20 protein-coding genes and 1 pseudogene are annotated in these 21983 nt (G+C 37.8%); 8 read left to right on the forward strand and 13 right to left on the reverse strand.

The annotated features are described in order from the left end of the window. Positions 1-234: 234 nt before the first annotated feature. The 4 genes from AC0L3W_RS01000 (at position 235) to AC0L3W_RS01015 (ending at position 3921) form a co-directional block, all read left to right on the forward strand. Positions 235-909: a spondin domain-containing protein gene (locus AC0L3W_RS01000; protein ID WP_409439882.1), complete on the forward strand. Its 675-nt coding sequence runs from the start codon at positions 235-237 to the stop codon at positions 907-909. Positions 910-917: 8 nt separating this feature from the next. Beyond that, positions 918-1631 (forward strand): spondin domain-containing protein, encoded by a 714-nt coding sequence (locus tag AC0L3W_RS01005; RefSeq protein WP_409439881.1) that lies wholly within the window; start codon positions 918-920, stop codon positions 1629-1631. A 77-nt stretch (positions 1632-1708) separates the two neighbouring features. Next, positions 1709-2446 carry a response regulator transcription factor gene (locus AC0L3W_RS01010; RefSeq protein ID WP_409439880.1) on the forward strand — a complete coding sequence of 246 codons (738 nt, stop codon included), beginning with the start codon at positions 1709-1711 and terminating at the stop codon, positions 2444-2446. Next, entirely contained in the window at positions 2446-3921 is a 1476-nt protein-coding gene (locus AC0L3W_RS01015; protein WP_290039909.1) for a sensor histidine kinase, read from the forward strand. The genes AC0L3W_RS01010 and AC0L3W_RS01015 overlap by 1 nt, the downstream gene beginning before the upstream one ends. Positions 3922-4000: 79 nt before the next feature. Here AC0L3W_RS01015 and AC0L3W_RS01020 read toward each other — a convergent pair whose 3' ends face one another. From AC0L3W_RS01020 to ilvC, 3 genes and pseudogenes are all read right to left on the reverse strand, one after another. After that, the gene (locus tag AC0L3W_RS01020) at positions 4001-4435 is read right to left on the reverse strand and encodes a methyl-accepting chemotaxis protein (RefSeq protein WP_473575044.1); all 435 of its coding nucleotides are present in this window, start codon (positions 4433-4435) and stop codon (positions 4001-4003) included. A 108-nt stretch (positions 4436-4543) separates the two neighbouring features. Next, positions 4544-5323: pseudogene (locus tag AC0L3W_RS01025) on the reverse strand (PAS domain-containing protein); the annotation flags it as partial. A gap of 685 nt (positions 5324-6008) precedes the next feature. Then, positions 6009-7493: a ketol-acid reductoisomerase gene (gene ilvC / locus AC0L3W_RS01030; RefSeq protein ID WP_290039907.1), complete on the reverse strand. Its 1485-nt coding sequence runs from the start codon at positions 7491-7493 to the stop codon at positions 6009-6011. Between the two features lie 303 nt (positions 7494-7796). Here ilvC and AC0L3W_RS01035 point away from each other — a divergent pair, with 303 nt between their 5' ends. The 4 genes from AC0L3W_RS01035 (at position 7797) to AC0L3W_RS01050 (ending at position 10303) form a co-directional block, all read left to right on the forward strand. Further along, on the forward strand, positions 7797-8657 hold the full coding sequence (locus AC0L3W_RS01035) for a sulfurtransferase (RefSeq protein WP_409439879.1): 861 nt from the start codon (positions 7797-7799) through the stop codon (positions 8655-8657). Positions 8658-8666: 9 nt separating this feature from the next. After that, positions 8667-9548: an HTH-type transcriptional activator IlvY gene (gene ilvY / locus AC0L3W_RS01040; protein WP_290039905.1), complete on the forward strand. Its 882-nt coding sequence runs from the start codon at positions 8667-8669 to the stop codon at positions 9546-9548. Between the two features lie 93 nt (positions 9549-9641). Continuing rightward, complete coding sequence (gene ubiK / locus AC0L3W_RS01045; protein ID WP_290039904.1) at positions 9642-9905, forward strand: ubiquinone biosynthesis accessory factor UbiK; 264 nt, start codon at positions 9642-9644, stop codon at positions 9903-9905. Positions 9906-9913: 8 nt separating this feature from the next. Further along, positions 9914-10303 carry a DUF2750 domain-containing protein gene (locus AC0L3W_RS01050; protein ID WP_409439878.1) on the forward strand — a complete coding sequence of 130 codons (390 nt, stop codon included), beginning with the start codon at positions 9914-9916 and terminating at the stop codon, positions 10301-10303. 74 nt (positions 10304-10377) lie between these two features. Here AC0L3W_RS01050 and AC0L3W_RS01055 read toward each other — a convergent pair whose 3' ends face one another. The 10 genes from AC0L3W_RS01055 to hemL all read right to left on the reverse strand — a co-directional run bounded on the left by AC0L3W_RS01055 (position 10378) and on the right by hemL (position 21899). Then, the gene (locus AC0L3W_RS01055; RefSeq protein ID WP_409439877.1) at positions 10378-11451 is read right to left on the reverse strand and encodes a DUF3419 family protein; all 1074 of its coding nucleotides are present in this window, start codon (positions 11449-11451) and stop codon (positions 10378-10380) included. Between the two features lie 8 nt (positions 11452-11459). Beyond that, positions 11460-12536, reverse strand: a complete 1077-nt coding sequence (locus tag AC0L3W_RS01060; protein ID WP_409439876.1) for a Rieske 2Fe-2S domain-containing protein — start codon at positions 12534-12536, stop codon at positions 11460-11462. Between the two features lie 3 nt (positions 12537-12539). Beyond that, a complete protein-coding gene (locus AC0L3W_RS01065) occupies positions 12540-13793 on the reverse strand; it encodes a F390 synthetase-related protein (RefSeq protein WP_409439875.1) in 1254 nt (417 codons plus the stop codon). Further along, positions 13793-14656: an MBL fold metallo-hydrolase gene (locus tag AC0L3W_RS01070; RefSeq protein ID WP_409439874.1), complete on the reverse strand. Its 864-nt coding sequence runs from the start codon at positions 14654-14656 to the stop codon at positions 13793-13795. The genes AC0L3W_RS01065 and AC0L3W_RS01070 overlap by 1 nt, the downstream gene beginning before the upstream one ends. Continuing rightward, positions 14625-15599: an NAD-dependent epimerase/dehydratase family protein gene (locus tag AC0L3W_RS01075; protein ID WP_409440390.1), complete on the reverse strand. Its 975-nt coding sequence runs from the start codon at positions 15597-15599 to the stop codon at positions 14625-14627. The genes AC0L3W_RS01070 and AC0L3W_RS01075 overlap by 32 nt, the downstream gene beginning before the upstream one ends. Before the next feature lie 5 nt (positions 15600-15604). Next, entirely contained in the window at positions 15605-16591 is a 987-nt protein-coding gene (locus AC0L3W_RS01080) for a 3-oxoacyl-[acyl-carrier-protein] synthase III C-terminal domain-containing protein (RefSeq protein WP_409439873.1), read from the reverse strand. Between the two features lie 343 nt (positions 16592-16934). Further along, on the reverse strand, positions 16935-17300 hold the full coding sequence (gene rraB, locus AC0L3W_RS01085; RefSeq protein WP_290039902.1) for a ribonuclease E inhibitor RraB: 366 nt from the start codon (positions 17298-17300) through the stop codon (positions 16935-16937). A gap of 75 nt (positions 17301-17375) precedes the next feature. Further along, entirely contained in the window at positions 17376-18119 is a 744-nt protein-coding gene (locus AC0L3W_RS01090; RefSeq protein WP_409439872.1) for a 1-acylglycerol-3-phosphate O-acyltransferase, read from the reverse strand. Between the two features lie 3 nt (positions 18120-18122). Continuing rightward, positions 18123-20402 (reverse strand): DNA topoisomerase IV subunit A, encoded by a 2280-nt coding sequence (gene parC / locus AC0L3W_RS01095; RefSeq protein ID WP_409439871.1) that lies wholly within the window; start codon positions 20400-20402, stop codon positions 18123-18125. A 219-nt stretch (positions 20403-20621) separates the two neighbouring features. Beyond that, positions 20622-21899 (reverse strand): glutamate-1-semialdehyde 2,1-aminomutase, encoded by a 1278-nt coding sequence (gene hemL, locus AC0L3W_RS01100; RefSeq protein ID WP_290039899.1) that lies wholly within the window; start codon positions 21897-21899, stop codon positions 20622-20624. Between the last annotated feature and the right edge of the window lie 84 nt (positions 21900-21983).

The following is a 21983-nucleotide window of genomic DNA, read 5'->3' on the forward strand; positions in this document are numbered from 1 at the left end:
AAGCAGGATTATACTGTCTGATAATAAATATGCAAAAACACAGATGAGATTTTTTCTAGTTTGTGATTATTCATTTTGAATTAATTTGAACTGTTAGTAAAAGGATAACAATGCGAACACTTCAGAATAAAATAGTGAATATTACGTGATAAGTTCGTGAGATCTCCCCGCCATACTCTCCACATCAACTAATTACAGCACAATAACTTAACTAAGATAAAAGGGAGTTTCTACATGTCAAACAAGCACCTAATTGCCGCAGGCCTATTTGGTTTATTTTCCGCAACGGCTCAAGCACAAGACTTAACACTTACTTTAACTAACTTAACTCATAATATTTATTTTACACCAGTTGTTGCTGGTGCACATGATTCAAGCACTGAAATATTTGAAACAACGGTTGCAGCATCTGAAGAGCTAGAAGTTTTAGCGGAAGAAGGGGACTTCACTGGTGTAAGTGGCTTATTAGGTAATGCAGGTGCGGATGTTGTTGATAACCCTGCTGGTGGTTTATTAGCATCAGGTGAATCAACAAGTTTTACATTAACCAATGCTAGCGGTAACGATTACCTATCAATTGCAGCAATGATGTTACCTACTAATGATGCTTTTATTGGTTTAGATAGCTGGGAAATTCCAAGTGAAGCGGGCACCTACACTGTCTACCTTAATGCATATGATGCAGGTACAGAAGCAAATGATGAACTAGCAGCAAGCATTCCAGCCTTCCCTGGTGGTGATGCTGGAACAGGTGGTTCAGGGGTAACGACAGAAATCAGTAATGCAACCGTACACATTCACCCTGGTGTGGTTGGAGATGCTGACTTAGAAGGTGGTATTAGTGATTTAAACAATAGTACACATCGTTGGTTAAATCCTGTGGCTAAATTGACTGTTGTTGTTGAATAGGGGGCTTTATGATTAAATTTTCTAAAGTCGCTATTGCTACCGTTGGCGCGTTAACGTTAGCGGCATGTAATGATGATTCTGACACAGTGACTGTCATCGAAACTCCAGTTGAGTACGAAGTTGTACTGAAAAATTTAACTAACGGACAGCCTATTTCACCACCGTCATTACTATTACATGATACAGGTGCTCTGTTTACTGTTGGTGAGTCTGCTTCTGAGGCATTAGAACTATTAGCAGAGTCAGGAGATGCAAGTGGCATATTAAGTGACACTCGTTTTATTCTCAGTTCAGCTAGTGCTAGTGGCGGTATTACTTATGGGACATCTACGACAATTACAGTGAGTTATACTGATAATGTAAAATATTTGTCATTTGTGAGCATGTTAGGAAATAGTAATGATGCTTTCACCGGTCTCAACCAAGTGGACTTAACAGATTTAGCGCTGAATGATTCTGTAACTTATCAAACAGTTGCTTATGATGCAGGTACTGAAGCAAATACAGAAACTGTAGATACTGTTCCTGGTCCCGCTTCTAATGCAGCCTCTCCTGATGGTACTGCTGGCGAAGCCTTTAATGCTGAGCGAGATGATATAGATATAGTGACAATGCACCCAGGGATTGTGAGTAGTGATGATGGCCTAAGTACATCAGCGTTAACCTACCAACAAAAGTTCGATAACCCTGTTATGTCCGTTACTATCACTCGTACCAGATAAACTAGTATGACTTATTGATTGTTATAAGCTTAATTGGTGATTAGCCTTCAATAAGTCTTTTTCTTAGAGAGTTGAAAATGGCAGATAGTATTTTAATTGTAGAAGATGACCAAGATATTGCAGAGTTAATCAAGGTCAATATGCAAGACCTTGGGTTAGAAGTAACACATTGTGATAATGGCGAAGACGCGATTCAACAAGCTTTAGAAAATGACTACTCATTATTGATGTTAGACCTTAATTTACCTGGCTGTAGTGGCTTAGATGTCTGTCGTAAAGTAAGGGAAGCAAAGCAAGAGCAAGCTATTTTAATGCTCACCGCTAGAACCTCTGAATTAGACCGTGTATTAGGCCTCGAATTAGGAGCCGATGATTACATGGCAAAACCCTTCAGCGTGAGAGAGTTACAAGCTCGAGTACATGCCTTATTACGCCGTGTTCATCTATTACAAAATAATCAAGCGCAAGATCCAGTGGTAGAAAGCAGTGTAATTTGTCATGGTCAGTTGATGATAAATCAACGCACTCATGAAGTGGTGTTGCGGGAACAGAGTTTAGATCTTACTTCTACAGAATTTGACCTATTAAGCTTTATGGCTCAACACCCTGGGCAAGTTTTTTCCCGTACTCAATTGTTGGATAAAGTGTGGGGATATCAACACAGTGGTTATGAACACACAGTGAATTCACATATTAACCGACTACGTAATAAATTAGTGGCTGGGCAACCCAACTCAAACAACAAAGTGTTTCCGCATATCATCCAAACTGTTTTTGGTGTCGGTTATAAATTTAGTCCGGAAGGTGTCGCTTAATGAAGGTGTCACTTTATCAACGCATGACCCTTGCTTTGGTACTGCTGTTTATTGCGATCACTTGTGTGGTTTCTTGGTGGTCTGCTACATTAGAAAAAACCTCTCACCATGAAGCTGAACAGCGCCTTCACTTAGAGCTTGCCGAACATCTAGGTCATGATAACCCGTTGTTAAAAGAGGGAGTTTATGACCAAGATGCTTTAAAAAACCTATTTCATAGTTTAATGATTTTAGGGCCTAGCTTTGAATTTTATTTCATTTCTCCAAGTGGCCAGTTAGTTAGTTATTCTGCTGAAAAGAGTGCCATTAAGCGTCAGAATATTAATGTCGCGCCGTTAGTGGATTTTATAAATCGTAAAAAATCATTGCCTATCTATGGTGATGATCCCCGTGATAGTGAACAACAAAAAATATTCTCAGCCGCACCGATTTATAACGGTGAAAATCTACAAGGGTATTTATATGTGATCATCGGCGGTCAAGCCTATGACTCAGCTTTTGCAGATGTAGAGTCTGACTTACTTCGCTCACAATCTGTAATTTTTATATTAGGTGTAGTGGTTTCTTTCTTTTTAGTCTCGATTATTTTATTACGTATTTTAACTAATCCTTTGAAACAATTAACCAATAACATTCGTGCTTTTAAAAAAGCCGGTTTTGAAAAGAACAAAGTAGAGTTACAGCAATGGCCAGCAGCAAAGCATAATGAGATCCATGAACTTGGTGATGCCTTTAACGAGATGGCTGAGCAAATTAATTATCAATTTGTGCAGCTGCAGTCCATTGATAAAACCCGAAGAGAGATGCTAACGGATCTTTCCCACGATTTACGTACGCCATTAGCAGCTTTGCAAGGTTACTTAGAAACCATTCAGTTACGCGGTGATACGTTAGATAAAGAACAACATCAGCGCTTTATTGATATTGCGTTTAAAAATGCCAATCAACTAAAAAAGTTGGTTGATCAAATCTTTGAGTTAGCACATTTAGATGGTGGGCAGGTCACGTTGCAGTTAGAGAGTTTCCCGTTACCTGAATTGTTACATGATATTGTGGCTAAGTTTCAACATCGCTTGCAAGACAAACAATTGAAATTAACCATTGCGCCTGAGCAGTGTGATCATATGGTATATACGGATATTGGTAAATTAGAGCGTGTGTTAAGTAACTTGATTGATAATGCTATTCGCCATAGCCATCAAGGTGGTTGCATTAGTATTGAAGTCAGTGAAGAGGAAAATAATAAGCTACACCTTGCTGTGATCGATAATGGTACAGGGATTCATGAGCATGAATTAGCTTATATTTTTGATGCACGTTATCGAGCAAGTAATGCCATCTTTGATAAAAAAGAACATGGTGGTTTAGGGTTAGCAATCACCCAAAAGTTATTACGTTTATTGCACTCTGAAATTAGTGTAGAAAGCCAAATCGGCAAAGGTACTTCTTTCCACTTCAGTTTAAATAGAAGTTAATACGCTTAATTAACTCCTACTTTCCTACCAGTGCTTACGTTTATATTTGGCGTAAGCACTGTTATTTTGTGTGGATTAATTATTCTGAACGAATATTCTCATTAAAGTGTTCAATAGCTTCAACTACTCGAATTGCCCCATTTTGTATATCAACAATAGTCACACCTGCCTCTGTTGAGAACTCTAAAGCATTACTTGCTTCTCTTTTACATTGTTCGATTAAAGCGACGGCTTCAGCCATTTGTTGCACATTATCATTGACCACTTTGCTGATCTCTTCTGTGGTCGCATTGGTACGTGAAGCAAGGCTTCTTACTTCATCTGCAACTACCGCAAACCCACGCCCTTGTTCACCAGCTCTAGCTGCTTCTATCGCTGCATTAAGTGCTAATAAGTTGGTTTGTTCTGCAATGCCTTTTACACTACCTGCTAGGTTACTAATATGCTCTGAATGTACATTTAAAAACTTGATGTTCTCACTCACTTTTTCCATTTGAGCCGTTAATTGTTGCATGCCGTTAATGGTATCTTGGATGATTTCTTTACATTTTTCAGATTGCTCTTGTGTTTCACCAGAGACTTGATGAGCGATTTGTGAAGCTTCAATTGCAGCTTGTTCTTGTTCTATTTGCGAAGTAATTAAAGTCGCAAATTTAATGATTTTGTAAAGTTCACCACGGTCATTATGAATTGGATTATAAGAAGCTTCTAACCAGATTTCTCGACCGCCACTATCTATTCGTTTAAAGCGATTAGAGACAGCTTCACCACTACCTAATTTTTCCCAGAATAAACGATATTGCTCCGTGTTTGTTTCTGCAGGATCACAAAACATACGGTGGTGATGACCTTTAATATCTTCTAGTCGGTATCCCATACCTTGTAAGAAGTTACTATTGGCTGTGATCACTTCTCCATTAGGGGTAAATTCGATAGTCGACATAGAGCGATTAATGGCTGCTAAAGTATCTTGCTGTTGGCGTGAGTGTTCAATGGTACGTGTCAGTTCAGTACAGAATACTACAAATGAAGATAAGTTATTTTGTTCATCGACAATGGGCTCAACCATAGATCTCAGCCAAGTTAATTCACCATTGTTTTTATCGGCCTGTACTGCTCCGTGCCATTTACTACCAGTCTGCAATGCCGCTTTTAAAGCTTGAAAGTGACCTGTATCTCGGTAGTACTCGGGGACCATTTCGGTAAAATGCTTACCATGAATATCATTTTTATTAAAGCCAAGTTCTTTCTCAGCCATCTGGTTGATAGAAGTTATTTTTCCACTTTTATCTAATGAAAAATGAATCATGTCTTTTTCAAGGCTTTGACCAACTTGTTTAAGAACAAAAAGTTCATCCTTGAGTTTTTGATTTTCTTCCTTTAATGCTTTGCTCTTAAACATTTAGCTTCTCTCTATAATATTTGTTTCAACGAATAGGTTATAAAAATATACAGTAAGTAATAGTGTAGTTAAATTAATTAAAAGGTGGTAGTTAAATGAGGATAAATTAGTGTTTTTGTGCGGGGCTTATAAATTAAAGACAGTCTTGAAGGTGTCATCGCAACACAGGTTGTTTTTTAGGTGCTTTGTAAGGGAGGTAAAGCGTATTCATTTTTTATTTAATACTTTAATGGTTATAGAGACAAAAAAGCCAAGCAAATGCTTGGCTTATATTAAAAGTTATCAAAGCGACTTTTAGTTAGACGCTTCAACGATAGTTTTCATGTCCTTCGTGATTTCATCTGGCACGTATTTTCTTAGCTCATCGCAGGTACAAAAAAGCCAAGCAAATGCTTGGCTTATATTAAACTTATCAAAGCGACTTTTAGTTAGACGCTTCAACGATAGTTTTCATGTCCTTCGTGTTTTCATCTGGCACGTATTTTCTTAGCTCATCGCAGGTACAAAAAAGCCAAGCAAATGCTTGGCTTATATTAAACTTATCAAAGCGACTTTTAGTTAGACGCTTCAACGATAGTTTTCATGTCCTTCGTGTTTTCATCTGGCACGTAGTTTCTTAGCTAATCGCAGGTATAAAAAAGCCAAGCAAATGCTTGGCTTATATTAAAACTTATCAAAGCGACTTTTAGTTAGATGCTTCAACGATAGTTTTCATGTCTTTCATGTAGCCGCGTAGTTTCTTACCTACGATTTCTACAGGGTGGTTACGAATTTCTTCGTTGATTTCGATTAAGCGAGCGTTATCAACAGAGTTAGACTTAACTGTTAATGGCTTACCTAGGAACTCAGGGCTCATTGCTTTAACGAAGTCTGCAAGTAATGGTTTTGCAGCGTGGTCGAATAGGTAACAACCGTATTCAGCTGTATCAGAGATAACAACATTCATTTCGTAAAGTTTCTTACGAGCGATTGTGTTAGCAATTAGTGGTGTTTCATGTAGAGACTCGTAGTATGCAGACTCTTCGATGATACCTGATGCAGTCATTGCTTCAAACGCAAGCTCAACACCCGCTTTAACCATTGCAACTAAGAAGATACCGTGGTCGTAGAACTCTTGCTCGTCAATTTCCATGTCGCCAGCTGGTTGCTTTTCAAAACCAGTTTCAGCTGTTGCTGCACGCCATTTAAGTAGGTTAACGTCATCGTTTGCCCAGTCAGCCATCATAGTTGCAGAAAACTCGCCTTCGATGATGTCATCCATGTGCTTGTTGAATAGCGGACGTAAGATATCTTTAAGTTCTAAAGACATATCGAATGCTTTGATTTTAGCTGGATTAGATAGACGATCCATCATGTTGGTGATGCCGCCGTATTTAAGACCTTCAGTTACTGTTTCCCAACCGTATTGGATAAGTTTAACTGCGTAAGATGGCTCTAAACCGTCAGCAACCATTTTTTCATAGCCTAAGATAGCACCTGTTTGTAACATACCACATAGGATAGTTTGCTCACCCATTAGGTCAGATTTAACTTCGGCTACGAAAGAAGACATAAGTACACCAGCACGGTCACCACCAGTTGCAGATGCATATGCTTTAGCCCATGCTAAACCGTGGTTTTGCGGGTCATTTGCAGGGTGAACAGCGATTAGTGTTGGTACACCGAAACCACGTTTGTATTCTTCACGTACTTCTGAACCAGGACATTTAGGTGCACACATGATAACAGTGATATCTTCACGTACTTGCATACCTTCTTCAACGATGTTGAAACCGTGAGAGTAAGCTAGTGTAGAACCTTCTTTCATTAATGGCATTACTGCGCCAACAACTGCTGTGTGTTGTTTGTCAGGTGTTAGGTTACATAGTAAATCTGCTTGTGGAATTAGTTCTTCGTAAGTACCTACTGTAAAACCGTTTTCCGTTGCGTTTTTCCAAGATTGACGTTTTTCAGCAATGGCTTCAGCACGTAATGTGTAAGAAACGTCAAGACCTGAATCACGCATGTTAAGACCTTGGTTAAGACCTTGCGCACCACAACCGATGATAACTACTTTTTTGCCTTTTAATGCTTCACAACCGTCAGCAAATTCGCTGCGATCCATAAAACGACATTGACCTAGTTGATGTAACTTCTCACGTAGAGGAAGAGTATTAAAGTAGTTAGCCATGTTAGCTGCACTCCGAAATAAATTAATAGGGAAAATGACATTTTAATAAGTGGTCATTTGAATTCGGGAGTCACTATAACGCATAAGGCGTATTGCGCAAAATGATATATTAGCAATGTTACGTTGCGTAAAATGAAATGATACAATAACTATATTGCGTTTATTGAAAGTGAGAATCACTTTTATCATACAAATGTGAGCATCACGATATTATGACAAATGATTTACTATTATGATGTGCTTTATGATGGTAATTCTATTTTTACCTATAGTTGTTAACTTATTGTATATAAAGGAGCTTTTATGCCTTCACTGGTATTGCCAGGAGAGTTAGTCTCTAGCCAATGGTTAGCCGAGCATAGGGACCATCCGGAGTTAATCTTACTAGATGCCAGTTGGCACATGCCATTAACACAACGCAATGGTTATCAAGAATGGTTAAATGAACGTATCGATAATGCGCGTTTTTTTGACTTTGATCGTGAAGTTTGTGATCAAGAGTCAGCTTTTCCGCACATGATGCCGACGCCACAACATTTTGAGCTCTCTGCTCAGCTACTTGGTATTAACAATAATAGCGTGATTGTGGTTTATGACAGCTTAGGTATTTTTTCTAGCCCACGTGTTTGGTGGATGTTTAAAACCATGGGCTTTACACAAGTTTCGGTTTTAGATGGAGGCTTACCAGCTTGGAAAGAAGCGGGGTTACCTTTAAATACGCAACCACCTGAGAAAGTTGCTCACCAAGGTGATTTTAAAGCGGTTTATCATGCTGATTTGATTAGCGATGCTAAGCAGGTTGTTGATGCAATAAATGATAAGCAGACTGCCATTATTGACGCAAGAGCAAGAAATCGCTTTTTAGGTGAGGTACCTGAAGCAAGAAAAGGTTTGCGATCTGGACATATGCCATCAGCAATTAACTTGCCTATTAGTGAAGTGTTACATAACCAAACAATGAAAAATGCTTATCAATTAGCACAAATTTTTGAAGCTCTAATGCCACAAAAGCAGCGTATGGTATTTAGTTGTGGATCTGGGGTAACTGCTTGTATTTTAGCACTAGCAGCTAAACTCGCCGGATATGATGCATTAAGTGTTTATGATGGTTCTTGGAGTGAATGGGGCGCGAATCAAACCTTACCTGTTGTGCAATCAAAATAAAGTAGGATCATGGATAATAAATCGTTACAAATATTTGTGCATCTCAGCCAGAGTTTACACTTTTCTAAAACCGCTTTGGCGATGCATGTTAGCCCCTCAACCCTAAGCCGTTTAATTCAACGATTGGAAGATGAATTAGGGGCAAGTTTATTGATTCGTGATAATCGTTCTGTGGTGTTAACCGATGCTGGTGTCGCTTTTAAGCAGTTTGCGTTACAGCAAATTGAGCAATGGGAATTATTAAAACATGCTATTTTGAAAGACACTAATGAGTTGGAAGGTGAAATTAACCTATATTGTTCAGTAACTGCTGCATACAGTCATTTACCTCCAATATTAGAGCGCTTTAGACGCAACCATCCTCATGTGGATATTAAATTAACGACCGGGGATAGTGCGGTGGCTATTGAGCAAGTGATGCAACATCAAGTGGACTTTGCAATCACAGCTTATCCTGATAACTTCCCTAATCGAATGCACTTTATTCCTTTGGCCGAAATTCCATTATCATTAATTGCGCCTACGATCCCTTGTGCCGTTACTAAATTAATTAGTCAAACGCCTATTGACTGGAAGAATATTCCCTTTATTTTACCTGAGCATGGAGCGATAAGACGACGCTTTGATACTTGGTTTCGTTCAAATAGAACAGGTAAACCCCATATTTATGCAAAAGTAGCCGGCCATGAAGCCTTAATTAGCATGGTGGCATTGGGTTGTGGCGTTGGCGTAGCCCCAGATGTTGTTGTGGAAAATAGTCCAGTGCGAGACCGGGTGCAAAGTTTGTCTTATAGCGGAGAACTTGCTTCTTTTAATCTCGGTGTGTGTTGTTATAAAAACCGATTAAATGAACCTTTGATTGAAGCCTTTTTAAAGTGTGTCGAAGCTTAATCATTTCCTAACAAAAACCAAGTTTGTTGATATTCCCATAGAATTTATTTGGGGTGCGGTTTACAATGCATTAATAATTGAAGGAGCTTTTTTATGTTAAATCCACAGAAGTTAGAAGAAATCGCAAAGCAAGTAAGTGACGCAATGCCTGAAGGTGTAAAAAGCTTTGGTAATGAAATAGATCGTAAAATCAAACAAGTATTACAAGCCCAATTAGGCAAGCTTGATATGGTGAGCCGCGAAGAGTTTGACGTTCAAACTCAAGTATTACTTCGTACTCGTGAGAAGCTTAATGCAATGGAAGAAAAGTTTGCAGAGCTAGAAAAGAAATTAGATGCAACGAGCGAAGACAAGTAGAGAACTTAATGAAAGAACAGTATTTAAAGAACGCAGAGTTATTTGTAGAGCAAGTAGCGGCACAGGGTGAGTTATTTGGTTTATTTGAAGAAAACCAAGGCTGGGCAAATTGCCACGCTCATGATAATAAAGATGCAACAGCTGTTTACTTATTTTGGTCTGATGCTAAACAAGCCGCTAAATTACAAAACGAAGAGTGGGCTGATTACCAAGTGCAAAGTATCGCATTGGATGTTTTTTTTGAATCTTGGTTAGATGGCATGCAAAAACAACAAGTGTTTGCAGGTGTGAATTGGGATCAAGAGTTGTGTGGTTTAGAAATTGAAGCAATGGTACTTAAAAACGCTTTAGTAGAAAACTTTCAACAAAAAGATGTTGAAACGGCTGAAGTTGAATAATATCAATCCTCTGTTTAGTAGACATAAAAAAACCAAGCTTTTAGCTTGGTTTTTTTATGTCATTTTTTCGTTTCTTATTTCTTTATTGTTGCGCAATTAAAGGAATAGATAAAACTATGATCATTCTGTAATAATTGTAGCTCTAGTGCTTTATTCCTGATGATATTCACGCCTTCAATCGTTTCAGGTTGATAATTAACTAAGAAAAACCGTTCACATACACGTGCTTTATCTTTTGCAGCGATCATTATGGATTGCCAAATAGAAGCATATTGTTGTGGAGTTGCATAGGATGAAAAATCAGAAATAGAAAAAGCATCAATTGAATTTGGATAGGTTTTTAAGCATTCGTCCAATGCCATTGTTACTGGTTGAATCTTACCAATGGATGCTTTGATAGTATCAAAATACTGCGCTTGCAAATGTAGCGGTAAAAACTGCTCGTTGTATTTTCCAAAGATAATTAAATTCAAAAATGGGTTTTTATTTACCTTTTGCGTGCTGACAATATGCTCAAGACGCTGATCAAGGTAGTGCCCAATATGTAGTTCTGGATCAATTAAATCAATACCCGGTTCTTTTAGTAAATACTTCCAAATCCAACGCACGTTTAATATTTTGACAAACTGCTTCCATAAAAATCCATTCCATTGTGTTTTGAATAGCTTTTTCTGTGTTTGCAGTGAATCGGCATTAAAAAGCTGTTTGATTAGCTTGGAGCGATAACGAGTTAACCACGATAACTTTAAAAGGTAAGACTCCCAGACGCCGCAATATAGAATACCGTTAGCTATTTTCTTAGGCTCTGCTTGCCAATATCGTTGAGCTTCTTCTGTTAAATCACCTTTTAGTGTTCCATAAACTGTTAAACGTTGATTGCAGTTTTTAAGCCCAATAAATTTTTTAAAAGCTGGGTAGTTGAGGTTTTTATAAGCGCTACATTTTAATTCTAATAAAAAGTTTTGGGTTTTATTCATATCAACACTGATTATTTTTTTAGGATTGGCAATTAGTAAGTCCAATGCTCTTGCACCACTACCGGTAATAGTTAATACAGTATCGTCAGCGGTTAACTGTAAAGTTGTTAATTCAGAGTTAGGGTCTTCATTGGCAGCTGAGTAAATAATGGTAGAAAAAAAATTGTTCATTATAAAACCTACAATTTTAATGACGTTTGGTGAATTGAGGTAAGTAAACCATGTGCGGCTTGTTTGTTTTTGGCTTGTTCGCGTAATAGCTTTACTTGATAGCTGTAAATATCATAAGGAATAAATTGGCCGTTAAAGTGTGTCAATTTTGAAAGGTTGTTAGCCTGTAAAGCAACGATCTTTTTATCCTGTTTTAAGATAATAGGTAAAAAGCATTTAAGACCAAATCGAATAATAGGGTTGAAGCGTTTGAATTGACTGCTGACTTTAAAGAAAGCGCGCGTGGTGTGCGGGTCAATAGGACAGATGCTTATTTGCGTTCTAAAGTTGGTTTTATTTTTTTCAAATTGATATTGAATATCTACATGAGCTGGCGTTACAAAAATATCTTGATGGTGAATTGGATTATTTTGAGGATTAATAAACCAATTAAATGGTCCAAGTGATTCCTTACTTGGTAAATGATCGACGTACAGCGTTTGTTGTTTATCTAAATAAATAGCAATGTCGCGGACTTTTAATTTTTGTTGCTTTCGTATTAAGCCTGAATGAATAAAATTGGTATGTGGCGAGTCCATGAAGTTTTCAATCAAAGCTTGTTCATTACATTCAAACACTTCTGTTTTAATGAGATCTTTAGGCAAATATTGCCAGTGTGGTTGTGTGCTTTTATTAATCTCTGCATTGGGCGTATTTCCATTTGGAAAGAACCAAACAAGTTGACCTTCAACCTTTGATGGAATTGTTAATAATTGTTTATTGCTACAATCGCTCGGATCATTAGAGTAGGGAATATTGATACAAATACCTTGATGATCAAATTGCCAGCCATGATAAGGGCAAGTTAATGTTTCTTTTGCCAAATGTCCGACACTGAGTGGGGATTGTTTATGGATGCAGGTATCTAAAAATACACTAACCTTACCTTGCTCATTTTTCCAGACAAGGTAATTAACATTAAAGGCTTGTACCTTGGTGATTGATTTTTTATCTAAGGTTTTCACTTCAATCAACGGATACCAGTAATCAACTAAATGTCCCCATTGAGCATTCATTCTTTGTTGATAAGCCTCTTTGATGTTCATAGATTAACCTTTTTGACGATATAAATTAATAACTCGTCTTTTTTTACTATTTAAGTCCCATTTAGGGGCTGTTTTCTGAATAAAGATAGTATGCTTAATACCTTGTTTTAAAAAGAGGGTTGATAAACCTTGTTTAATTTCTTCAAACCAATGTTCCGTTTCAATTTCAATAGTATTTGAGTTCGTCTGTGTCACTTTATAATCGATCAATTCATCGCTTATGTAACTCACGGTGCGATAGATTAAGTCTGGTAATATCGAGGCAGATTGATTGCCTTCTTGTAAATGTAAAATATCAGAACTGCGGCCCATAATACTTTTGATAGGTTCAAAAACACCTTTTTCATCACCCACTTCGATAATATCATCAAGTAGGTAACGTACTACAGGCTGTGTTTTACGCCTAAAATCAGTGATGATTGGTGAGAAGAGTGTTTTTTCTGCATTTAACCAATGATGCTCTATGTAGATATTATCTTCATTCCAACGCATGACATTGTTGGCATCACTGCACGCTAAAAAACCTTCTGTACATTGATAAACTTGCTTAACTGGGCGATTAAAGGCTTGTTCAATAAAGTGTTCATCCTCTTTTGTTAGCACTTCTGCGGCAGAGATAATTGTGCGGGGTGTTAAACCTTGATGATGTGCTGCGCAAAGTTGAATCGCTTGTGCGCTACCAATAAGTATTGTTGGGTTAAACGCTTTTAATTCATTTAACCATTGATCTGTTGATTGTGTAATATCTGCATAATGAAATTGAATGCGCCCTTTATTAGCCGTTTGATACAAAGGACTATCGGCTCTTAATAACAGTGCAATACGATGTTTTTGTGTAATGCAGGGTAATAGTTTTGCAAGAATAGTACCTGTCCAAGTAACACGCTCATTTTTTGACGCGAGAAATAGACCTCGTTGCCCTGAAGTACCAGTAGATAAACCGACGGCGATATTGTTGATACTCGATTGCTCAAACTGTCTTGTTTCTTCAGCTGTTAAGGCGAGTTTGAATAAGGTGTCACGATCTAAATTTTCAGTATTTAAAGCGTTAAAGTTTTCCATCATTAATGATTTATTCATGATCGGAAATTCACTTAAGGGTTTACCTTGATAGCTTTTATAAAAATCGGAATGTTGACATAACCATGTTAAATGTCGCTTTAACTGTTTCTGTTGCCACCTCAATAGCTTTTCTCTTGAAGAAAAGCGACGACATTTAGTTTGTAAAAAATAAAAGAGTATCAGTAACCTTTCCATTAACTGATCCATTTTTGTGAGATCAATTGTTCAATGGTTTCTTCACAATGAGAGGGCACAAAGGTCACTGATTCATTGCTTAATTCAAAGCAACGCCTTAGTTTTTGTAAGGTGTCTTTATAGGCTTTATGATCATCACTTAGTATATTGGCAATCCAATGTTGATCTCGCTTTTCACTTAAACTGCTTTTTAACCAGCAAGCATCGGCTAATAAAAAAATGAAGGTGTTTTCGAGACGAATTAATAAGCCAATATGCCCTGCTGCATGACCGGGTAAATTTACAATAAAAATAGATTGATCAGCAAACCAATCTTTAGCATATAAACCGATCTTCTCTGGTAATCCTAATATATCTGCAATATCTAGTGTGAAAGTATCAATGAATGAAAATTGTTTATGTGCTTGCTCTGGCACGAGTTTATTTAAGTAACCTTTTCTAATACGATTGATGCGGTTGGATTGTTGCATGTAATTTAAACCTGCACGATGGCAGTGAATAATTGAGTCAGGGAAGTCAACCATACCTGCAATATGGTCTGCATGGAAATGTGATAATAGTAAATGCTTAATCTCACTTTTGTCGATACTGAGTGCATTGATTTGGTCGAAAATAGTGTCACCTTGTTCTAAATGGCAAGGTGTTAACATGGCATAAAATCGTTCAGGGAAAGGGCGTGTACTTTTATGAAAGTCAGGGTGATAGCCTGTATCAAATAAAATATAACCTTCTGTTAGGTGTTTTATTAACGCAATACCTGCGGGAAATTTTTGAGGTTTGATGCCAGCTCCGGGTTGTACAATAAACCCAGGATGAGTACAAAAGCCTGCTTTAAATAGTCGGATTTTTATGCCATTTCGCATAACGTATAATCCCTTCTTCAATGGTTATTTTAGGTTGATAGCCAAGCTCTTTTTGAGCTTTTGTTATGTCCAGTGTTTGATCATAATGTAATAGTGCGGCGCTGTAGTCGGTTAATCTAGGCTCTTTATTATTTAATATAAATCGATGTACTCGCTGATTGAGTTTTACTAATACGCTTACTGCGTAATAATTTAATCCTTTAATCTTGGTATTTGGCGCTAGTGCATCTAATAAAACTGTTAATAGACTTTGGATATGTGCAGGTTGTCCATTAGTAATATTAAAGATTGAACCACTTTTACAGTTAGACTTTATGGCTAATATAATTGCGTCGGCAACGTTATCAACATAGGTTAAATCAACTAACGGATCTCTTGTCGAAGGTAACATCAAGGTCTTATTTTTAATGAAGTTTAATAAGCGAGGTGCGATAGCCCGATCTTGTGGTCCAAAAATACCCCTGGGTCTTAAAATAACTGATGTTAAGGAGCTATTTAGTACGCATTGTTCAGCTTGTGCTTTAGTTGTAGCATAGTCATTACAAAATGTATTTGGTAGTGGTTGCGTTTCTTTAATCGCTATGTGGCTTTTAAAATCAAAGTACAGACTGGGGGTTGAGATATGTATAAACTTTTTTACCTTGGCTTTTTCTGCCGCTAATAATATGTTTTGAGTACCTTTAACATTAGCTATTTCAAAGTCTGATTTTTTACCCCATGGACTTGATAAGGCAGCACAATGCACCACAACATCTATGTGTTGGCAGCTTGTTTTTAATGCTTCAATATCTGATAAATCAATCGCTAAAAAAGTGGCGTTATATTGTTTAGCAATTTGCTCGCCTAAGGTTTGGTTTCTGCCTAAAAAAAGGATGTCGTATTGTGAGGAGTACAAACGAATAAGGGCTTGGCCTAACATGCCTGTTCCACCAGTGATAAGCATGTTTTTCAAATCGATAATACCGCCATACCTAAGGATAATCCTGCTCCAGTACCTAAAATCATAATTTTATTGCCTTGCTCAATAGTATGATTTTTTAATAGATAATCTAAGGTAATAGGTATTGATGTGGCTATTTGATTGCCCATTTTTGCAATGATGTTAATCATCTGCGTTTTTTCGAAACCTAAACGTGTTTCTATATGTTTTAAGGCTAAGTAACTGGCTTGATGTGGCACGATAAATTGGATGTCATTTTTATGTGCTTTTGCTTTCTCTAATCCTTCATCGACAAAGCCTGAAATAAGTGAAGAGACTTGTTTGAATATTTTACGCCCATTCATTTGAAAGTAACTGCCAGCCATAAAAGTCTCTAAATTTGTTTTTGAAGGGTGCAAAAAACTCCCTCCAGATTTAATTTGGCAATATTCGTAACCTTTAGGGTAAGTTTTAAAGTGACTTGAAATGAGACCTAATGAATTAGAGTCTGCTTCTAGAATAAAAGCGGCTGCACCATCTGCAAATAAAGAAGATATTTCTGGGTTATCGTAAGTAATACCCACACGAGAGACTTCACTTGAAACAATTAAAATACGTTGATAACGACCTGTTGATAAAGCGCAGTGTGCCATTTCTAGGGCAGATAAAAAAGATAAACAACTACTGTTAATATCCATGCTAGCAATATGGTTGGGATCATCTAACTCAGCTAATATGCTAGCTGCATTGTAGGGTAAAACTTGATGGCTGGTGGCACTGGCATTGATCAATAAATCAATATCCGCTAAACATAGTTCTGCATCATTTAATGCTTTTTTAATGGTTTCGCAAGCCATGTAAACAGAGCTTTCTTTTTCATTTGCAAAATGACGATACTCCACACCATATCTTTTTGAACAAGTGCCTTGTTTTAAATTTAGACGCTTATCTAGCTCAGAGGCAGACACGGTTGATTCTGGTAAGTAGGTGGCACTGGAAATGATTTTAAATGCCATGCAGTTTCTCTTTATAAAAGTAATGTTATAGTTTAAGTAAGTTATTGACGCATAAGAATATAATAGGAATGTTATTTTTTATATCAATAATGTGAATTTTATCTATGTTTACATCTGTTGTACTAATTAATTTATCTGTTTTTTTTGTTAAAAAAACCTATCCCTTTGTTATAAATTTCGTAGAGAAAGCGGTTTTTTTACGTTAATTTCACCTTGAATTAGATTATTCTTTCTACGTAAAGCTTAGATAACATATTTAGTGGAATTGGTATTATTTTATACTTGCCATAAAAAAGCCAAGCCAAGCTTGGTTTTTATGGTTGTGCTTGTATGTTTGTCTTGACTACTCTTCTGGGTAAGTACCCCAACCGTCGTAATCAATGCCAAAAGATTGCGCCAAAGTTAGCAGCCTTTCTACATCTTCATAAATTGCTTCTTCATCTAGGTTCATTTCAACAACCACGTCAAAACTTAAGATGATTGAGCCATCCTCTAATTCTAGTTCTTCTGGATCGGTAACTTCATATCCTTTTTTGAAACAAGCCACTGCCGCTTTTTCCAATACGTCGAAATTGTCGCAAGAAAGGTGGTGCTCGATCATATAAATTGCATCTGGATTACTGCCATCTTCTAAGATCGCTTCTACGATATCCGCAGTTTCTTCAGCAAATTCAGCTAATAGATCTTCAAATGTAAGTTCTTCTGACATGTTTATCTCTTCTATATCAAGGTTTACGGTTTTGACTGGAATTTTGCTCAGCCACTCGTATTTTATGTGTTGTGATTAATCGCAACAACCTAGGTTGTTATCTGGGCGATTAACTTCTTTATTAAGTTGCTTATATTTCGCTAGCATGATCTCGTGAGAGTCATTCATTAAACGGCGAATTTCACGTTTTTTGTATTGTGTAATATCAATTGGCTCTAACATCTCAACAATTACTTCACCGTTGTCCCAACGATTTAGTTTCACTTGCTCATGTGTGTTTGAAATAACTGTAGGTACGACGTTAACACCTGCTTGCAGTGCCGTATGGAAAGCTCCCATTTTAAATGGCATTAAACCACGGCCTCGGCTACGGGTTCCCTCGGGGAAAATCCATACCGCTAGGTCTTTTGCACGCATCTGATTAACCACGTCAGTAATAGTGTTTTTTGATTTATCTTTATTATCGCGGTCAATTAAGATGTTACCGGTTAACCAGTAGATAATGCCAAAGAAAGGCACTAATACTAAACTCTTTTTACCAATAGTCACAGAGCCAGGCTGAACTGCGCCTGTTGTGGTCACCATATCGTAGTTATTTTGGTGGTTAGCAATATAAACTACTGAACCGTTATTTTTAGCACTCTCAGGTATTCTAATCGTGACTTTTAAACCCACTAAACGCGACATCTTACTGAATAGCATTGCAAAGTGATAAGTATTCTTAGGGTTACGCGGACTCAAAATACAATAAAATAGTGAGTAAACACTCATTAAAATAACGACAGCAACGATTAAAATTGCTCTGATAATAAATAACATAGTTTATGAATTCTCTTCTTGTTCAGGTTCAGAATTGATGATTTCAATATTATCAACGCGTTGTAGGCCTCGTGGTAATTTATTGCCACGACGACCACGTTCACCTTGATAATGAGCTAAATCATTTGGTTTAAGGGTGAGCTTGCGTTTTCCTGCATGGAGGGTGACAGCACTCTCAGGCGATATAATTTTCAGCATAGTAACAAACTCTTCTCGTTTAGTCGCTTTTGCTGTCATGATGTTAATCATCTTGTTGCCTTTACCTTTACTTAAACTTGGAAGGCTAGCAACAGGGAAGATCAACATACGGCCTTCATTACTGATGGTTAAACATAAATCATCTTTATTATTAGACAGTTTCTGTGGCGCGATAAGCTGTGCGTTAGTGGTTAAGTTGATTAACGCTTTACCATTTTTGTTACGGCTATTAATGTCGCTTAGATTAGCAATAAAACCATAACCGTGGTCACTGCTGATAATATAACGGTCTGTTTCGTCACCCATTAATACACAGGCAAAAGGCACGTTTTCATTTTGATTAAAGCGGCCAGTAAGTGGCTCACCTTGAGTACGTGCGGAAGGTAATGAATGCGCATCAAGCGAATATACTCGCCCAGAAGTATCAATGAATAAACAGCTTTGATTACTCTTACCTTGGCAGCTGGTTAAATACTCGTCACCCGCTTTAAAGCTTAATGCTTGTGGGTCAACATCATGACCTTTTGCACTTCGCACCCAACCTTGGGTTGATAAGACGACGGTTACCGACTCGCTTGGCATTAACTCTTTTTCAGTTAAGGCTTTCGCTTCTTCTCTTTCTACCATAGGAGAGCGGCGATCATCCCCGTATTTCTCAGCGTCAGCTTTGATCTCTTTTTTCACTAAGGTATTAAGACGACGGTCTGAGCCAAGTAATAACTCTAGCTTTTTCTGCTCTTCCGATAACTCCGCCATTTCACCACGAATTTGAATCTCTTCAAGCTTAGCTAATTGACGTAGTTTAATTTCTAAAATAGCGTGTGCTTGTGTTTCAGATAAATCATAGCGTGATATTAATTCTGCTTTTGCATCATCATAGGTACGGATGATTTCAATGACTTCATCAATATTTAAGTAAGCAACTAATAAACCTTCTAAAATATGCACACGAGCCAAAATTTTATCTAAACGATGTTGTAAACGGCGACGCACGGTGTTACGGCGATAGATTAACCATTCATTGAGAATGGTAACCAAGCCTTTGACACTTGGGCGCTGGTTTAGGCCTAACATGTTTAAGTTAACTTTATGGCTCACTTCTAAATCAGTAGAAGCAAATAGATGATTCATTAACGCTTCTATATCAATACGATTTGAGCGTGGAATGATAACCAAACGAGTTGGGTTTTCATGATCAGATTCATCTCGTAGATCAGCAACCATCGGCAGTTTTTTATCCTGCATCTGCTTGGCAATATCTTTTAATATTTTACCGCCTGACACACGATGAGGTAATGCAGTAACTACTATTTCACCATTTTCTACTGTAAACACCGCTCGACTTTTAAAGCTACCACGACCCGTTTTGTAGATGTTGATAATCTCTTTACGTGGAGTAATGATTTCGGCTTCAGTAGGGTAGTCTGGGCCTTGTACAAATTCCATTAACTCTTCAAGTTGTGCTTTCGGATTATCGATTAGGTGTAAACAAGCTGCAGCTACTTCACGCGCATTATGCGGTGGGATATCCGTTGCCATACCAACGGCAATACCTGTGATTCCATTTAATAGGATATGTGGTAAACGTGCAGGTAATAATTCTGGTTCTTTTAAGGTGCCGTCGAAGTTAGGTTTCCAATCGGTAGTCCCTTGTCCAATTTCTGATAACAGTAGCTCAGAAAATGCAGATAAGCGGGATTCCGTATAACGCATCGCAGCAAATGATTTTGGATCGTCCGGTGCACCCCAGTTACCTTGACCATCAATTAATGGATAACGGTAAGAGAAGGGCTGAGCCATTAATACCATGGCTTCATAACAGGCACTATCGCCATGTGGGTGGTATTTACCTAATACGTCACCGACGGTACGTGCTGATTTTTTATATTTGGCTAAAGCAGATAACCCCAATTCAGACATCGCATACACGATACGTCGTTGAACAGGTTTTAAACCGTCACTGATATGCGGTAAGGCACGATCCATGATCACATACATGGAGTAGTTAAGGTAGGCATCTTCAGTAAATTTAGCGAGCGATAATTGCTCTATGCCTTCTAAACTCATGTCTATGACTTCACTCATATTTTACAACCCTGTAATTAAAAATAACTAGTTAAAGGTAGAGTATACAGTAGTTGTATTGTAAGACAGAAATAGAAATGAATTTGTGTGTATGAAATATGGTATTTTTTGATCAAAAACTGCGTGAAAGATAAAAAGTCGCGATTTTCTAACAGCATAAAGCAGATTAATCACCACACTTCTGTGGGTGACCAATCTACTGTCATATGTATTGAAAGTTTACAGTTGTGCGAAGGCTTTTTTAGCTGCGGTAATCGTATTGCTAATATCTTGGTCAGTATGCGCTAACGATAAGAAGCCTGCTTCAAAAGCAGAAGGCGCTAGATAAACACCTTCTTCTAACATTAAGTGGAAGAATTTTTTGAACTTTTCTACGTCACAAGCACAAACTTGTTGGAAGTTAGTAACTTCTGCTTCTTCAGTAAAGAAGAAACCAAACATACCACCTGCATAGTTAACGCTTAATGCCACACCTTCTTCTTTTGCTGCTTGTTTAAGGCCTTCTGCTAGTTGTTTCGTTTTGATTGCCAGTTGTTGGTATTCTGGTGAATCAAGCGCCGTTAATGAGGCTAACCCTGCGTGCATTGCGATTGGGTTACCCGATAAAGTACCTGCTTGGTAAACAGGCCCGGTTGGTGCGATAAATTGCATCACTTCCTGGCGACCACCAAAGGCTCCCACAGGCATACCACCACCAATCACTTTACCTAATGTCGTTAGGTCAGGTTTGATGTTGTAATGAGCTTGTGCGCCACCCAATGCAACACGGAAACCTGTCATAACTTCATCAAAGATCAATAATGCTTGGTGTTGATCACAAAGGTCACGTAATCCTTGTAGGAAACCATCAGCAGGAGGAATACAGTTCATGTTGCCTGCTACCGGTTCAACAATGATACAAGCAATTTGCTCTGGATATTCTTCAAACAGTGCTTTGACTGAAGTAAGGTCGTTAAAATTAGCGGTTAATGTATGTTTAGCAAAATCCGCAGGGATGCCTGGTGAACTTGGTTGACCTAATGTTAAGGCGCCAGAGCCAGCTTTTACTAATAAAGAGTCGGCATGACCGTGGTAACAGCCTTCAAACTTTAGAATTTTATCTCGATTTGTGTAGCCACGAGCAAGGCGAATAGCACTCATGGTTGCTTCTGTGCCTGAGCTTACCATACGCACTTGTTGCATCGAAGGTACAAGTTGCTGCACTTTTTCTGCCATGGCGATTTCTATTTCAGTAGGCGCACCAAAACTTAAACCAAATTCTGCTGCATCAATGACTGCTTTTTTAATAGCAGGGTGGTTGTGACCTAAAATCATTGGTCCCCATGAGCCTACATAATCAATATATTGTTTATCATCGACGTCATAAATATAAGCGTCTTGTGCTTTTTGAATAAATAATGGGCCTCCACCAACGCCATTAAATGCGCGAACCGGTGAATTTACGCCACCAGGAATAATAGATTGTGCTCGGTTAAATAACTCTGATGATTTACTCATAATTTCCCATTAATGATTTATTAAATGACTAAAACAGCAATATACCCATGAAAAAACAAGATGCAACTGAGAAAGTAGTTAGAT

The organism is Psychromonas sp. KJ10-5, from assembly GCF_055808325.1.

Coding starts and splice junctions, on each gene's coding strand:
- parC (WP_409439871.1), bottom strand. CDS start 20,402: ATGAGTGAAGTCATAGACATGAGTTTAGAAGGCATAGAGCAATTATCG.
- AC0L3W_RS01055 (WP_409439877.1), bottom strand. CDS start 11,451: ATGAACAATTTTTTTTCTACCATTATTTACTCAGCTGCCAATGAAGAC.
- AC0L3W_RS01065 (WP_409439875.1), bottom strand. CDS start 13,793: ATGGAAAGGTTACTGATACTCTTTTATTTTTTACAAACTAAATGTCGT.
- AC0L3W_RS01080 (WP_409439873.1), bottom strand. CDS start 16,591: ATGGCATTTAAAATCATTTCCAGTGCCACCTACTTACCAGAATCAACC.
- AC0L3W_RS01015 (WP_290039909.1), top strand. CDS start 2,446: ATGAAGGTGTCACTTTATCAACGCATGACCCTTGCTTTGGTACTGCTG.
- AC0L3W_RS01050 (WP_409439878.1), top strand. CDS start 9,914: ATGAAAGAACAGTATTTAAAGAACGCAGAGTTATTTGTAGAGCAAGTA.
- hemL (WP_290039899.1), bottom strand. CDS start 21,899: ATGAGTAAATCATCAGAGTTATTTAACCGAGCACAATCTATTATTCCT.
- ubiK (WP_290039904.1), top strand. CDS start 9,642: ATGTTAAATCCACAGAAGTTAGAAGAAATCGCAAAGCAAGTAAGTGAC.
- AC0L3W_RS01075 (WP_409440390.1), bottom strand. CDS start 15,599: ATGCTTATCACTGGTGGAACAGGCATGTTAGGCCAAGCCCTTATTCGT.
- ilvY (WP_290039905.1), top strand. CDS start 8,667: ATGGATAATAAATCGTTACAAATATTTGTGCATCTCAGCCAGAGTTTA.
- AC0L3W_RS01010 (WP_409439880.1), top strand. CDS start 1,709: ATGGCAGATAGTATTTTAATTGTAGAAGATGACCAAGATATTGCAGAG.
- AC0L3W_RS01090 (WP_409439872.1), bottom strand. CDS start 18,119: ATGTTATTTATTATCAGAGCAATTTTAATCGTTGCTGTCGTTATTTTA.
- rraB (WP_290039902.1), bottom strand. CDS start 17,300: ATGTCAGAAGAACTTACATTTGAAGATCTATTAGCTGAATTTGCTGAA.
- AC0L3W_RS01060 (WP_409439876.1), bottom strand. CDS start 12,536: ATGAACATCAAAGAGGCTTATCAACAAAGAATGAATGCTCAATGGGGA.
- AC0L3W_RS01000 (WP_409439882.1), top strand. CDS start 235: ATGTCAAACAAGCACCTAATTGCCGCAGGCCTATTTGGTTTATTTTCC.
- AC0L3W_RS01020 (WP_473575044.1), bottom strand. CDS start 4,435: ATGCAACAATTAACGGCTCAAATGGAAAAAGTGAGTGAGAACATCAAG.
- AC0L3W_RS01005 (WP_409439881.1), top strand. CDS start 918: ATGATTAAATTTTCTAAAGTCGCTATTGCTACCGTTGGCGCGTTAACG.
- AC0L3W_RS01070 (WP_409439874.1), bottom strand. CDS start 14,656: ATGCGAAATGGCATAAAAATCCGACTATTTAAAGCAGGCTTTTGTACT.
- ilvC (WP_290039907.1), bottom strand. CDS start 7,493: ATGGCTAACTACTTTAATACTCTTCCTCTACGTGAGAAGTTACATCAA.
- AC0L3W_RS01035 (WP_409439879.1), top strand. CDS start 7,797: ATGCCTTCACTGGTATTGCCAGGAGAGTTAGTCTCTAGCCAATGGTTA.